Source organism: Rhizobium sullae (assembly GCF_900169785.1).
In the GTDB taxonomy this organism is placed as follows: Bacteria; Pseudomonadota; Alphaproteobacteria; order Rhizobiales; family Rhizobiaceae; genus Rhizobium; species Rhizobium sullae.
The window spans coordinates 13,855-27,024 of record NZ_FWER01000004.1 but is presented as its reverse complement, the minus strand read 5'-3'; the positions used below and the strand labels follow the sequence as shown (position 1 = coordinate 27,024).

The window sequence follows — 13,170 nt, the reverse complement described above, 5'->3', positions numbered from 1 at the left end:
CCTGATAAATCGCAAGGAGACCCGGCCATGAGCCGAATTCACACCCCGGCAATGAGCCGTATGCAGAATTTCGCCCGCAATCCCGTCATGATCGCACTCGTTGCCGGTCTGGCGCTTGCTGGCTGCGCCAACAAGAAAAACATGGCCAACAGCGCTGGCGACCTCGGCCTCGGTGCAGGCGCCGCAACGCCGGGTTCGGCTCAGGATTTCACCGTCAACGTCGGCGACCGCATCTTCTTCGACACGGACTCGACCTCGATCCGCGCGGATGCTGCGCAGACGCTCGACCGCCAGGCACAGTGGCTCGGCCGCTACCCGAACTATGCGATTACCGTCGAAGGCCATGCCGACGAGCGCGGCACGCGCGAATACAACCTCGCTCTCGGCGCCCGCCGTGCTGCCGCCACCAAGGATTACCTAGCTTCGCGCGGCGTTCCGGCTCAGCGCATGAAGACGATCTCCTACGGCAAGGAACGCCCGGTCGCCGTCTGCGACGATATTTCCTGCTGGTCGCAAAACCGCCGTGCAGTCACCGTTCTCGGCGGCGCTGGCATGTAACTGCCTGGAATATATTGTGCTTGCAAAGGCGGCTCCTTCGCGGGCCGCCTTTTCTTTTCGACCACACTTTGGCCAGACTCCGTTGCTTTTTGAAGGCAATTGGAAAAACTCCTGTTCGTGCCATCGAGGCGCGAAGAATCACTGGGACAGGACGAAACCTATGAAGAAACTTGTCGTGGCAGGCTTGCTCTGCCTTGCGGCCGTTACCGGAACCGAGCGAGCGGCTTATCCCGCTTCGTTTCTCGGCTTGAACCTTGGCGGCCAGCCTGCGCAGGGCCAGACGCAGACGCCGCCGGCCGTCAACGTGCAGAGCAGCAGCGCGGAAATGCGCGTACAGCAGCTTGAAGAGCAGTTGCGCCAGCTGAACGGCCGCATCGAAGAAATGAGCTTCCAGATCCTGCAGATGCAGGAATCGCTGCGCAAGACGCAGGAAGACAACGAATTCCGTTTCCAGGATCTGGAAAAGAGCGGCGGTGCTGCTGGAGCGAAGGGCGGCACGAAGAAGAGCGAGGCCGATATGCAGCCCCCGGCTTCCGGCCAGGCCAATGCACGTTCCCAGCGCCAGGACGACGTCGCGACGATCATCGAAACACCGCAGGGAGCCGAAACGGCTCCCTCCAACGACGTCCCCGCGAACAGCGGTTTCGGCCAGCCTCCGCAGCAACTGGGTTCGATCCAGTTCGATCAGAACGGCAATCCGGTCGGCGGCAGCGTGAACGAGAACGCGGAAGTCGGCTCAGCGCCGCTTCCGGACCTGAACGCTGGTACGTCGCCGCAGCAGACCGCATCTCTCGGCAGCGAGACCGATCAGTACAAGGCCGCTTACGGTCACGTCCTTTCCGGCGACTACGCGATTGCTGAAGAGCAGTTCACACAGTATATCGCGCAGCATCCGGGAAGCGCCCGGGCTGCCGATGCCAATTTCTGGCTGGGCGAGGCGCTCTATTCCCAGGGCAAGTTCAACGAGGCCGCCAAGACCTTCCTGAATGCCCACAAGAAATACGGTTCCTCCGAGAAAGCGCCCGAAATGCTGCTGAAGCTCGGCATGTCGCTGGCGGCTCTCGATAACAACGACACCGCCTGCGCGACGCTCAAGGAAGTCACCAAGCGTTACCCGAAGGCCTCGCGCGCCGTCATAAGCAAGGTCGCGAGCGAGCAGAAGCGCCTCTCCTGCTGAGGATTTCCGGTTTGTCTCCGGAAACCGTACTTTCGCCCAAGACAGCGGCCCGCCGCTTTCTCTGTTCGCTTGCCAGCCCCACGCGCATTCTCGTCGCGATCTCCGGTGGCAGCGATTCGACCGGCCTGCTTCTTGCCCTTTCCGAAGCGCTGGAGGCCGAACCCAATTCGAAAATCTCCCTCTGCGCCGCGACGATCGACCACGATCTGCGTGCAGAATCGGCAGATGAGGCGCGTTACGTCGCAGCCTTATGCAAATCGCTTGATGTGCCGCACGCAACGCGTGTCTGGCGTGGCCCCAAACCAAAAACCGGCATCATGGCTGCCGCCCGCGAAGCGCGCTACGAACTGCTCGCGGATGCCACGGCAGAACTTGAAGCCAATCTCATCGTGACCGCACATACGCTGGACGATCAGCGGGAGACGCGGGCGATGCGCGGCGCGCGCAGCGATAGTCTTTCCATCGGGATCGCCGATGCCGTCCTCTTTGATCGCCGTATCTGGATTGCCCGGCCGTTTCTGTCGTGCCTGCGCGCTGATATCCGGGCATTTCTCTCCGCCCGAGCCGTTCCCTGGTTCGATGATCCAAGCAATGAAGATCTGAAATACGAACGCGTGCGGACGCGCGCGACATTGGCGGGTGAGGGCGCCCCGGAGCCGGAGGCTGGCGAAGCCAATGTCCGGCTGGAGCTTTCACGGCAAGCCGCCCTGTGGCTCGACCGTCATTTTACCCTTCCGTGCGAAGGGCTGGGTTGCGTGACGGAAAAGGGACTTGAGGCTCCCGTCGACGTGCTCCGCTATGCGCTCGGCCGTCTCGCGGCCGTTTTCGGCGGACAGCGCTTTGCGCCGGGCCGCAAACAGATGGACCGCATTCTTGGTTTCGTCAGCACAGGCACGCCCGGACGCATGACCGCAAGCAGAGTGATCTTGGACCTGCGGCGCGATGGCCTTTACCTTGCGCGCGAAAGCCGCGGCATCTTGCCACTGGTCGTAGCGCCCGGGGAGTGCCGTGTGTGGGATGGGCGCTTTGAAGTCAGGAATGAATGTGGAGTGGCCGTTCAGATTGAAGCGGGTGCCACATACGATCCCTCATTCCTGTACTTGTCACAAGAATCCGGTGCGCCCAAGTCCTTGGGCGCGAGAGACTCCTCTTCAAGCTCTGGTGCGTCGTTCACCGCGCGGACGCGCGGTGGTTGGATCCCTGTGACAAGCACAGGGATGAGGGAGGAGCAGATAAAACGCCTCCCCAAGGCCGCATTGAAACGCGCGATTGCCGCGTCACCGATAGTGCTGCCGACCAGCGGCGTGCCTCTTTCGGCGGAATCGGCGCCATCGATCAGCGTCACCCCGTATTTCGCGCCTTTCGACCGCTTTTTGACACGATTTGATCTCATCTTTGCTGAAAGCCTCGCGGCGGCCTTTGGAACGGACCCCTATCCAAGCCCGCCTTTAGGTCTTATTGACGGAAAAACCATCTGACAGAGCGGATCGCCTTGGCAACGGCACAGCGCAACCCTATGTTAGAAGCCAAATAAGACGGCTGCCATGAGGCGGTTGTTGCAGTGCTGGGAAGTTCAATGAACCCTAACTTACGAAATTTCGCCTTGTGGGCAATCATAGCGCTTCTGCTGATTGCCCTTTTCAGCATGTTCCAGACGACGCCGGCGCAAACCGGCTCGCGAGACATTCCTTATTCGCAGTTCCTGCGTGAGGTCGATGCGGGCCGCGTCAAGGAAGTCGTCGTCACAGGCAATCGTGTCTCGGGAAGCTATGTTGAAAACGGCACCAGTTTCCAGACCTATTCTCCAGTCATCGACGACAACTTGCTCGAACGCCTGCAGTCGAAGAACGTCCTGGTTTCAGCGCGGCCGGAAACCGACGGTTCGTCGGGCTTCCTGAGCTATCTCGGCACGTTGCTGCCGATGCTGCTCATTCTCGGCGTCTGGCTGTTCTTCATGCGGCAGATGCAAGGCGGTTCGCGCGGCGCGATGGGCTTCGGCAAATCGAAGGCCAAGCTGCTCACGGAGGCCCATGGCCGCGTGACGTTCGATGACGTCGCAGGCGTCGACGAAGCCAAGCAGGACTTGGAAGAAATCGTCGAATTCCTCCGCGACCCGCAGAAGTTCCAGCGCCTCGGCGGCAAGATTCCGCGCGGCGTGCTGCTAGTCGGCCCTCCGGGTACCGGTAAGACGCTGCTCGCCCGCTCCGTTGCCGGCGAAGCCAATGTTCCGTTCTTTACCATCTCGGGTTCCGACTTCGTCGAAATGTTCGTCGGTGTCGGCGCAAGCCGCGTCCGCGACATGTTCGAGCAAGCGAAGAAGAATGCGCCCTGCATCATCTTCATCGACGAAATCGACGCCGTCGGCCGCCATCGTGGCGCCGGTCTCGGTGGTGGTAACGATGAGCGCGAGCAGACGCTCAACCAGTTGCTGGTCGAGATGGACGGCTTCGAGGCCAATGAAGGCATCATCCTGATCGCGGCGACTAACCGTCCCGACGTTCTCGACCCGGCGCTCTTGCGTCCCGGCCGCTTCGACCGCCAGGTCGTCGTTCCGAACCCGGATATCGTCGGCCGCGAACGTATCCTGAAGGTTCATGCCCGCAACGTGCCGCTGGCGCCGAATGTCGATCTCAAGGTTCTTGCCCGCGGTACGCCCGGTTTCTCCGGTGCTGACCTCATGAACCTCGTCAACGAAGCGGCGCTGATGGCTGCACGCCGCAACAAGCGCGTCGTCACCATGCAGGAGTTCGAGGACGCCAAGGACAAGATCATGATGGGCGCCGAACGCCGCTCCTCGGCCATGACCGAGGCGGAAAAGAAGCTCACGGCCTATCACGAAGCCGGCCACGCGATCACGGCGCTCAACGTTGCCGTTGCCGACCCGTTGCACAAGGCGACGATCATTCCGCGCGGGCGTTCACTCGGCATGGTTATGCAGCTTCCCGAGGGTGACCGTTACTCGATGAGCTACAAGTGGATGGTCTCGCGCCTGTGCATCATGATGGGCGGCCGTGTGGCGGAAGAGCTGACCTTCGGCAAGGAGAACATCACCTCCGGTGCTTCTTCGGATATCGAACAGGCGACGAAGCTTGCCCGCGCCATGGTCACGCAGTGGGGCTTCTCCGACCAGCTCGGGCAGGTCTCCTACGGCGAGAACCAGCAGGAAGTGTTCCTCGGCCACTCCGTTTCGCAAACGCAGAACGTGTCGGAAGCGACAGCGCAGAAGATCGATAACGAAGTGCGCCGCCTGATCGATGAAGCCTATCAGCAGGCGCGCGATATCCTCACCGAGAAGCACGACGATTTCGTCGCGCTTGCCGAAGGCCTGCTTGAATACGAGACGCTGACCGGAGAGGAAATCAAGGCGCTGCTCCGTGGCGAAAAGCCTGCTCGCGACCTCGGTGACGATACGCCGCCGAGCCGCGGTTCGGCCGTGCCGAAAACCGGCATACGCCCGGCTTCCAAGGGCGACGAGCCGGAAGCAGGGCTCGAGCCTCAGCCGCATTGACGGAAAGCAACTTGAAGAAACAAAGGCCGGATTTTCCAGCAGGAGATCCGGCCTTTTTCCGTCGGTAACGGGATATAATCAATTTTCTTGGTAATTTACGTGATGGCGCCTGCGATTTGTGGCATGCCGCTGTCATAAGCAGGCCGCAATGGGGCTTTGTATTCGGGCGATTCGTCCCTTTGGCTGAATTTACTTAGTGCATTGCGCAGCCTACGTTGGGCGCGTTGAGAATGTAGAGGTCGATATGAAAAGACGTTACTTCGGCACGGACGGGATTCGCGGGCAGTCGAACATCTTCCCGATGACGCCGGATCTGGCGATGCGGGTAGGCATTGCAGTCGGAACGATCTTCCGCCGCGGCAATCACCGCCATCGCGTTGTCATTGGCAAGGATACGCGTCTCTCAGGCTATATGCTGGAAAACGCCATGGTCGCAGGGTTCACAGCGGCCGGTGTCGATGCCTTCGTTCTCGGTCCGATCCCGACGCCTGCCGTCGCCATGCTGACGCGTTCGCTGCGTTGCGATATCGGCGTCATGATTTCCGCCTCGCACAATCCATACGAGGATAACGGCATCAAGCTCTTCGGTCCCGACGGCTACAAGCTTTCCGACGATATCGAAATGCAGATCGAAGACCTGATGGAGAAGGATCTCCACACGCAGCTCGCCAAGTCCGACGACATCGGCCGCGCCAAGCGCATCGACGGCGTGCATGACCGCTACATCGAGCATGCGAAGCGCACGCTGCCGCGCGACGTCACGCTACAAGGCCTGAGGGTTGCGATCGACTGCGCCAACGGTGCGGCCTATAAAGTGGCACCGGCTGTGCTTTGGGAACTCGGCGCCGATGTCGTTACGATCGGCAATGAGCCGAACGGCATCAACATCAATCTCAACTGCGGTTCCACCAGCCCCGTCGCTCTGCAGAAAAAGGTCGACGAGGTGCGGGCCGATATCGGAATCGCGCTCGACGGCGATGCCGATCGGGTCATCATCGTGGATGAAAACGGCGCGATCGTCGACGGCGACCAGCTGATGGCGGTGATCGCAGAAAGCTGGGCGGAGAACCAGCAGCTTCGCGGCAACGGCATCGTTGCGACTGTGATGTCGAACCTCGGCCTGGAACGCTTTCTCGAAGGCAAGGGGATGGGTCTTGCCCGCACCAAGGTCGGCGACCGCTATGTCGTCGAGCACATGCGCCAGCACAATTTCAACGTCGGCGGCGAGCAGTCCGGGCACATCGTACTCTCGGACTACGGCACGACCGGCGATGGTCTTGTTGCCGCGCTGCAGATCCTTGCTGCCGTTAAGCGTACCGGCAAGACCGTCAGTGAAGTCTGCCGCCGCTTCGAGCCGGTGCCGCAGCTTCTGCGCAATGTCCGCATTTCTGGCGGCAAGCCGCTGGAAAACCTGCAGGTGCAGCAGGCGATCGCCGATGCGGAAGCCGAACTTTCCAAGAACGGCCGCCTCGTCATCCGCCCCTCCGGCACGGAACCGCTGATCCGGGTCATGGCAGAAGGCGACGACCGGGCGCAGATCGAGCGCATCGTCAACGACCTGATCGGCACGATCTCGGGCGTCCGTACCGCCGCTTAATTCTGCCTTTGATGATCGATCAAAGGCGGTGCATTTGCGTCGGCTTTTTTTGTCCACGTCACCTGCTTCCGCACAATCTGATTGGATGAATTGACTTATCGGCATGGAGGCATAGCTTTTTCTTGATCGCAGAAGTGTCACCCGCCTGCAGCGGCGACAATACGGCAAAGCCATATTGCGATATGGAGATTGCGCCGACCGTCGTTTCAGGCAACCTGGGAGGATTGGGTTGTCATGCGGTATCGCGTTCTTTTAGCCGGCTTATGTGTTGCTATGCTTCCTGCTTTCGGCGTGAATGCCCAAGAGGGTGACGCCACGGCGGGCGAGACGGTCTTCAAGAAATGTGCCATCTGTCATAGCGCCGACACGGACAAGAATAAGGTCGGCCCGTCGCTGAACCGGATCCTTGGCAGGAAGGCGGGGACGCACCCCAGTTTCAGCTATTCTCCGGCAATGAAGAAAGCAGGCGAGGGTGGTCTGGTTTGGGACGAAGCGACACTGCGCGATTACCTGCACGATCCCAAGGGGAAAATAAAGGGAACGAAGATGGTGTTTGTTGGCCTGAAAGACGACAGCGAGATCACCAATCTCATCGCTTATCTAAAGCAGTTTTCCCAATAGCACAGAAACGCCCGCACAGGACCGCTTTCGCCGTTGTCATTGTCCACACGACTTGTTCGTGAGATAATGCTAAAAATACATCGACGGATTGCGGATTTCACCCAGGTGGGTCGCGGTTCAAGGAGCAGGCAATGGCTATCGTGCTGGTTCTGGTTCTGTTGGTCGTGGGATCCGTCGTGTTCCATCTGCTGAGCCCGTGGTGGTGGACGCCGATCGCGTCCAACTGGAGCTACATCGACGACACCATTATGATCACATTTGCGATCACTGGTCTGGTGTTCGTGGCGGTGGGTTCCTTCATGGCCTATTGCGTGTTCCAGTTCCGGCACAAACCCGGAAACCGGGCCGCCTATGAGCCGGAAAACAGGCGGCTGGAGATATGGCTTGCGGTGGTAACCTCCGTCGGGGTTGCCGCGATGCTCGCGCCCGGGCTCGTCGTGTGGAACCAGTTCATCACCGTGCCCGCCGATGCGCACCAGATCGAGGTCGTCGCTCAGCAGTGGCAGTGGAGTTTCCGGATGCCGGGCGCAGACGGACGGATGGGGAAGGCCGATACCCGCGAGGTCAATCCGGAGAATCCCCTTGGCCTGAACAAGAACGACACTGCCGGCCTGGATGACGTGATCGTTGAGGGAGGCGAATTGCACGTGCCGATCGGCAAGCCGGTCAAGGTCCTGCTTCGCTCGATCGACGTCGTTCACGATTTCTATGTGCCCGAGTTCCGGGCAAAGATGGACATGATCCCCGGCATGGTGACCTATTTCTGGTTTACGCCGACACGGACAGGAACGTTCGATATCCTTTGCGCCGAGCTGTGCGGCGTCGGGCATTCGCAGATGCGCGGAACGGTCATGGTCGATGAGGAGGTCGCCTACCAGTCCTGGCTGGAGGAGCAGACGACATTCACGCAGATGCTGGCATCGGGGCAAGCGCAGCCGGCAGAACAGGCGCAGTAGCCTATCGGAGGAACAGGGAGGACGGACATATTATGGTCGATATTCGATCGGGCGCCGGGGAGGTCATCCCGCCTGCGGAAGTCGAGGATGTGGAACTTTACCATCCGAGGAGCTGGTGGACGAAATATGTCTTCAGCCAGGATGCCAAGATCATTGCCGTCCAATATTCGGTGACGGCGATGTCGATCGGTTTCGTGGCGCTCGTCCTGTCCTGGCTGATGCGCCTGCAGCTTGCCTTTCCCGGTTACTTCGCTTTCATCGACGCGGAGCACTATTATCAGTTCATCACCATGCATGGCATGATCATGGTGATCTATCTTCTCACCGCGTTGTTTCTCGGCGGCTTCGGAAACTACCTCATTCCCCTGATGCTCGGCGCCAGGGACATGGTGTTTCCCTATGCCAACATGCTGAGCTACTGGATTTATCTGCTCGCCGTGCTGGTGCTGGTCGCCGGATTTTTCGCGCCCGGCGGACCAACCGGCGCCGGCTGGACGCTTTATCCGCCGCAAGCCATCCTGTCAGGCACCCCAGGTGGGCAGGACTGGGGCATCATTCTCATGCTGTCGTCACTGATCCTGTTCATCATCGGCTTCACGATGGGCGGCCTGAACTATGTGGTGACCGTGCTGCAGGGAAGGGCGCGCGGCATGACGCTGATGCGCATGCCGCTGACGGTGTGGGGAATCTTCACCGCGACGGTCATGGCGCTGCTCGCCTTTCCAGCACTTTTCGTCGCTGCCGTCATGATGCTGTTCGACCGGCTGCTCGGGACGAGCTTCTTCATGCCCGCCATCGTGGAGATGGGCACGCAGCTGCAGCAGGGTGGCGGAAGCCCTATACTTTTCCAGCACCTCTTCTGGTTCTTCGGTCATCCCGAGGTCTATATCGTGGCGCTTCCCGCCTTCGGGATCGTCTCGGATCTCATCAGCACGCATGCGCGGAAGAACATCTTCGGCTACCGCATGATGGTTTGGGCGATCCTGATCATCGGGGCGCTCAGCTTCATCGTCTGGGCGCATCACATGTATGTCAGCGGCATGAACCCGAATTTCGGCTTCTTCTTCGCCGTCACGACGCTGATCATAGCGGTGCCGACGGCGATCAAGGTCTACAACTGGGTGCTGACGCTCTGGCGCGGCGATATCCACCTGACGCTGCCGATGCTCTTTGCGCTCGCCTTCATCATAACCTTCGTCAACGGCGGCCTGACGGGGCTGTTCCTCGGCAATGTGGTCGTCGACGTACCACTGTCCGATACGATGTTCGTCGTCGCGCATTTCCATATGGTGATGGGCGTGGCGCCGATCCTGGTCATCTTCGGTGCGATCTATCACTGGTATCCGAAAGTGACCGGGCGCATGCTGGATGAGGTGCTAGGGCAAATTCATTTCTGGATCACTTTCGTCGGCACCTATGCGATCTTCTTTCCCATGCATTACCTCGGCCTCGTGGGCGTGCCGCGCCGCTATTACGAGCTCGGCGAAACGGCTTTTGTTCCGGCGTCCGCCGCCCCGCTGAACGTCTTCATCACGGTTGCCGCGCTGATCGTCGGCGCAGCGCAGATCGTCTTCCTTTTCAATCTGATCTGGAGCCTTTTCAGGGGCCGGGAAGCCGGCGGCAATCCGTGGCATGCAACGACGCTGGAATGGCAGACGCCGCAGACCCCGCCTGTGCACGGCAACTGGGGCAAGGAACTGCCGGTGGTCTACCGCTGGGCGTATGATTACAGCGTGCCGGGCAATGACCAGGACTTCCTTCCGCAGAATGATCCAGGCACCGGCAGGACGGCGGGAGCAGCCTCATGAGCGTCATGCTGATCTTCCTGGCTGTGATCGCGGTCATCGTTTTCTGGTGGATGGCTCAACACCGGCTGACCTCCAAGCCGTGGCTGGAAGTGGGGCTGGTGACGGATTCGTCCCGCGAAAAGCGGCTGGCGATCGAGCCCGCCCGTGTCGGCCTCGGCATTTTCCTCGCTGTGATCGGCGCTCTCTTTACGCTTCTCATCAGCGCCTATTTCATGCGGATGGCGGCAACCGACTGGTGGGCGACGCCCATTCCGCGGCTGCTCTGGGTCAACACCGCCATGCTCGCGCTTAGCAGCGCGGCGCTCGAATGGGCCAAGCTCGAGGCACGCCGCGGCCGTAGCGACACCATGCGGGCCGCGCTTCTGTTGGGGCTGGCGACGGCGGTCCTCTTTCTCACCGGACAGGTCATGGCATGGCGGGAACTTGCCGCAGCAGGTTATGTATTGGCCGACAATCCTGCCAACAGCTTCTTCTACATGCTGACCGGCCTGCACGGCCTGCACATCCTGGGCGGTCTCGCGGTGCTCGGCCGGACGACGGGCAGGGCCTTCGACGGTCATTTCCCTGCCCGCAGGCTTCACCTCAGCCTCGATCTCTGCGCCGTCTACTGGCATTTCATGCTTTTCGTCTGGGTGGTTCTCTTCGCACTCTTTGCCGGCTGGGCGAATGATTTCGTCGATCTCTGCCGCCAGCTGATTTCGTGAGGGATGAAGGATGGCTGAATATACGCAAGCAGAAACCGGCGGAACGCTCCAGCGGCCCGAAGGCATTCGCGGGATCGCGGCGGATCTTTCGTCCGACCAGCGGGCGTTCAAGAACGTCTCGTGGGGGAAAGCCATGATGTGGATATTCCTCCTCAGCGACACCTTCGTCTTCGGCTGCTTCCTTCTTGCCTATATGACCGCGCGCATGTCGACGCCCGTCAACTGGCCCAATCCCAGCGAAGTCTTCGCACTCGAAATCGGCGGACAGGAATTGCCGCTGATCCTGATTGCCATCATGACGTTCATCCTCATCAGCAGCAGCGGTACGATGGCGATGGCCGTCAATTTCGGATACCGCCGCGAGCGCGGCCGCACGGCGGCCCTGATGCTGCTGACAGCGGTTCTCGGCGCGACATTCGTCGGCATGCAGGCGTTTGAATGGACGAAGCTGATCTCGGAGGGCGTAAGGCCCTGGGGGAACCCGTGGGGTGCTGCGCAATTCGGCTCATCGTTCTTCATGATAACCGGATTTCACGGCACCCATGTCACCTTCGGCGTGATCTTCCTTCTCATCATCGCGCGAAAGGTCTGGCGGGGTGATTTCGATACGGAGCGGCGGGGCTTTTTCACCAGCCGCAAGGGCAATTACGAGATCGTCGAGATCATGGGCCTTTACTGGCACTTCGTCGATCTCGTCTGGGTGTTCATTTTCGCATTCTTCTACTTGTGGTGAGGACAGCCATGGCACAGGCGCAAGCGCATTCCGCACAGCAGCACCCGGTCAAGCTCTATCTCCTAGCTTGGGGGCTGCTCTTCGTCCTCAGCACCTTCTCCTACCTCGTCGATTATTTCGGAATCCAGGGCTATGCGCGATGGGTCCTGATCTTGCTCTTCATGATGCTGAAGGCGGGCCTGATCGTCGCCGTTTTCATGCACATGGCCTGGGAGCGGCTGGCGCTTGTTTACGCGATCCTCCTGCCGCCGGTCCTGGTACTTGTTTTCGTCGCGATGATGGTTTCTGAGTCGAACTACACGATCTTCACCAGGTTGACCTTCTCCAGCGTCGGTCTCTAACATAGCTGCCTGTTGAATTTTAGATAATCAAAGAATTGTTCGGCTCCAGCTTGGTCCCCTTAAATTCAATGGGCTCCACAGCCATGTTCTTTGGTAAAATATGTAGTTAATGTTTAGGGTTAAGCAGCTTTTAACGTTTCCGATTCATTATCCATGCAAAGCGTATCAGGTTGGCAGGGAGTCCGCTCTGCCAATGCAACTGGATTCTGGAGTGGATCATGAAAAGAAGCTTGTTCGGCATCTTTGCCGCATTGCTTGTCACATCAAATGCACTTGCGGCCGATCTAGCTCCTATCGAGCCCGTGCCGGAAATGCCGCCGGAAGTCGCGGTGACTGAATCGACCGGCTGGTATCTGCGCGGCGATGTCGGTTACGGCTTCACTGACCTGCGCGGCGCCCGCTACTTCCAGGGCAGCAACGCCAACGAGATCGATTTCGAAAGCGCCGAGCTGCGTGACTCCTGGACGGTTGGCGGCGGTGTCGGCTACCAAGTGAACAACTATTTCCGAACGGATCTGACACTGGATTATCTGACCAAGGCTGATTTCCGCGGCTCGACAGTCGGCCAGTGCGGTTTTCCGCTCGAAGCCTGCACCTCAAGGGACGTCTCTTCTCTGACGGCTTGGACGCTGATGGCCAATGCTTATGTCGACCTCGGCACCTACGGTGTCTTTACACCTTATGTCGGTGGCGGTATCGGCGGCTCCTACGTCAAATGGAAGAACCTGAGCAATGTTTCCTGCCAGGATGACGGCGGCGGTTGCGATGGCGAAGTAACCCATGGCGGCCGCGGCAGCTGGCGCTTCAGCTATGCGCTCATGGCCGGCGCTTCGATTGACGTGACCTGCAACGTCAAGGCGGATATCGGCTACCGCTTCCTGCATGTGGATGGCGGCAGCATGTTCGGCTACGCGAGCAACGGCGGTCCGGGCCGCGACAAGGGCTTCAACGTTCACGAAGCCCGCGTCGGCGCCCGTTACCTCTTCGGTGGATGCCAGCAGGCGAGCTACGAGCCGCCGCCGGAAATTCCGCTGCAGCAGCCGGTCTACAAGTAAGATACCGCAATCCGAAAGCCGTCCTTTGGGGCGGCTTTTTCATTTTGCCCCATCGCGCCTGCGTCAAAAAATCCTCAGCCTGCGACACTTCCCCGTTGACTATAACGAACGT

General features: G+C 59.9%; 12 protein-coding genes. All 12 read left to right on the top strand.

What is annotated here, in order from left to right:
• Positions 1 to 27 precede the first annotated feature (27 nt).
• The 12 genes from pal to BN1800_RS04725 all read left to right on the top strand — a co-directional run bounded on the left by pal (position 28) and on the right by BN1800_RS04725 (position 13,058).
• Positions 28 to 558 (top strand): peptidoglycan-associated lipoprotein Pal, encoded by a 531-nt coding sequence (pal, locus tag BN1800_RS04780; RefSeq protein WP_027508121.1) that lies wholly within the window; start codon positions 28 to 30, stop codon positions 556 to 558.
• A 160-nt stretch (positions 559 to 718) separates the two neighbouring features.
• Positions 719 to 1,735: a tol-pal system protein YbgF gene (ybgF, locus tag BN1800_RS04775; protein WP_027508122.1), complete on the top strand. Its 1,017-nt coding sequence runs from the start codon at positions 719 to 721 to the stop codon at positions 1,733 to 1,735.
• Positions 1,736 to 1,746: 11 nt separating this feature from the next.
• Positions 1,747 to 3,213: a tRNA lysidine(34) synthetase TilS gene (tilS, locus tag BN1800_RS04770; protein WP_086995021.1), complete on the top strand. Its 1,467-nt coding sequence runs from the start codon at positions 1,747 to 1,749 to the stop codon at positions 3,211 to 3,213.
• A 98-nt stretch (positions 3,214 to 3,311) separates the two neighbouring features.
• Positions 3,312 to 5,243 (top strand): ATP-dependent zinc metalloprotease FtsH, encoded by a 1,932-nt coding sequence (gene ftsH / locus BN1800_RS04765; protein ID WP_027508124.1) that lies wholly within the window; start codon positions 3,312 to 3,314, stop codon positions 5,241 to 5,243.
• Positions 5,244 to 5,487: 244 nt separating this feature from the next.
• Entirely contained in the window at positions 5,488 to 6,840 is a 1,353-nt protein-coding gene (gene glmM / locus BN1800_RS04760) for a phosphoglucosamine mutase (protein WP_027508125.1), read from the top strand.
• A 234-nt stretch (positions 6,841 to 7,074) separates the two neighbouring features.
• A complete protein-coding gene (locus tag BN1800_RS04755; RefSeq protein ID WP_027508126.1) occupies positions 7,075 to 7,461 on the top strand; it encodes a c-type cytochrome in 387 nt (128 codons plus the stop codon).
• Positions 7,462 to 7,592: 131 nt separating this feature from the next.
• A complete protein-coding gene (locus BN1800_RS04750) occupies positions 7,593 to 8,417 on the top strand; it encodes a cytochrome c oxidase subunit II (protein WP_086995019.1) in 825 nt (274 codons plus the stop codon).
• 32 nt (positions 8,418 to 8,449) lie between these two features.
• Positions 8,450 to 10,225 carry a cytochrome c oxidase subunit I gene (ctaD, locus tag BN1800_RS04745; RefSeq protein WP_027508128.1) on the top strand — a complete coding sequence of 592 codons (1,776 nt, stop codon included), beginning with the start codon at positions 8,450 to 8,452 and terminating at the stop codon, positions 10,223 to 10,225.
• Positions 10,222 to 10,929 carry a cytochrome c oxidase subunit 3 gene (locus tag BN1800_RS04740; RefSeq protein WP_086995016.1) on the top strand — a complete coding sequence of 236 codons (708 nt, stop codon included), beginning with the start codon at positions 10,222 to 10,224 and terminating at the stop codon, positions 10,927 to 10,929. The genes ctaD and BN1800_RS04740 overlap by 4 nt, the downstream gene beginning before the upstream one ends.
• Positions 10,930 to 10,939: 10 nt before the next feature.
• Positions 10,940 to 11,662 (top strand): heme-copper oxidase subunit III family protein, encoded by a 723-nt coding sequence (locus BN1800_RS04735; RefSeq protein ID WP_027508130.1) that lies wholly within the window; start codon positions 10,940 to 10,942, stop codon positions 11,660 to 11,662.
• 8 nt (positions 11,663 to 11,670) lie between these two features.
• Complete coding sequence (locus BN1800_RS04730; RefSeq protein WP_086995013.1) at positions 11,671 to 12,003, top strand: cytochrome C oxidase subunit IV family protein; 333 nt, start codon at positions 11,671 to 11,673, stop codon at positions 12,001 to 12,003.
• Between the two features lie 218 nt (positions 12,004 to 12,221).
• Positions 12,222 to 13,058 carry an outer membrane protein gene (locus tag BN1800_RS04725; RefSeq protein ID WP_027508132.1) on the top strand — a complete coding sequence of 279 codons (837 nt, stop codon included), beginning with the start codon at positions 12,222 to 12,224 and terminating at the stop codon, positions 13,056 to 13,058.
• The last annotated feature ends 112 nt before the right edge of the window (positions 13,059 to 13,170 follow it).

Excerpts from the sequence above, each read along its gene's own strand:
- BN1800_RS04725 (WP_027508132.1), top strand. The coding sequence starts at position 12,222 with ATGAAAAGAAGCTTGTTCGGCATCTTTGCCGCATTGCTTGTCACATCA.
- BN1800_RS04755 (WP_027508126.1), top strand. The coding sequence starts at position 7,075 with ATGCGGTATCGCGTTCTTTTAGCCGGCTTATGTGTTGCTATGCTTCCT.
- ftsH (WP_027508124.1), top strand. The coding sequence starts at position 3,312 with ATGAACCCTAACTTACGAAATTTCGCCTTGTGGGCAATCATAGCGCTT.
- BN1800_RS04740 (WP_086995016.1), top strand. The coding sequence starts at position 10,222 with ATGAGCGTCATGCTGATCTTCCTGGCTGTGATCGCGGTCATCGTTTTC.
- ctaD (WP_027508128.1), top strand. The coding sequence starts at position 8,450 with ATGGTCGATATTCGATCGGGCGCCGGGGAGGTCATCCCGCCTGCGGAA.
- glmM (WP_027508125.1), top strand. The coding sequence starts at position 5,488 with ATGAAAAGACGTTACTTCGGCACGGACGGGATTCGCGGGCAGTCGAAC.
- BN1800_RS04730 (WP_086995013.1), top strand. The coding sequence starts at position 11,671 with ATGGCACAGGCGCAAGCGCATTCCGCACAGCAGCACCCGGTCAAGCTC.
- pal (WP_027508121.1), top strand. The coding sequence starts at position 28 with ATGAGCCGAATTCACACCCCGGCAATGAGCCGTATGCAGAATTTCGCC.
- BN1800_RS04735 (WP_027508130.1), top strand. The coding sequence starts at position 10,940 with ATGGCTGAATATACGCAAGCAGAAACCGGCGGAACGCTCCAGCGGCCC.
- ybgF (WP_027508122.1), top strand. The coding sequence starts at position 719 with ATGAAGAAACTTGTCGTGGCAGGCTTGCTCTGCCTTGCGGCCGTTACC.
- BN1800_RS04750 (WP_086995019.1), top strand. The coding sequence starts at position 7,593 with ATGGCTATCGTGCTGGTTCTGGTTCTGTTGGTCGTGGGATCCGTCGTG.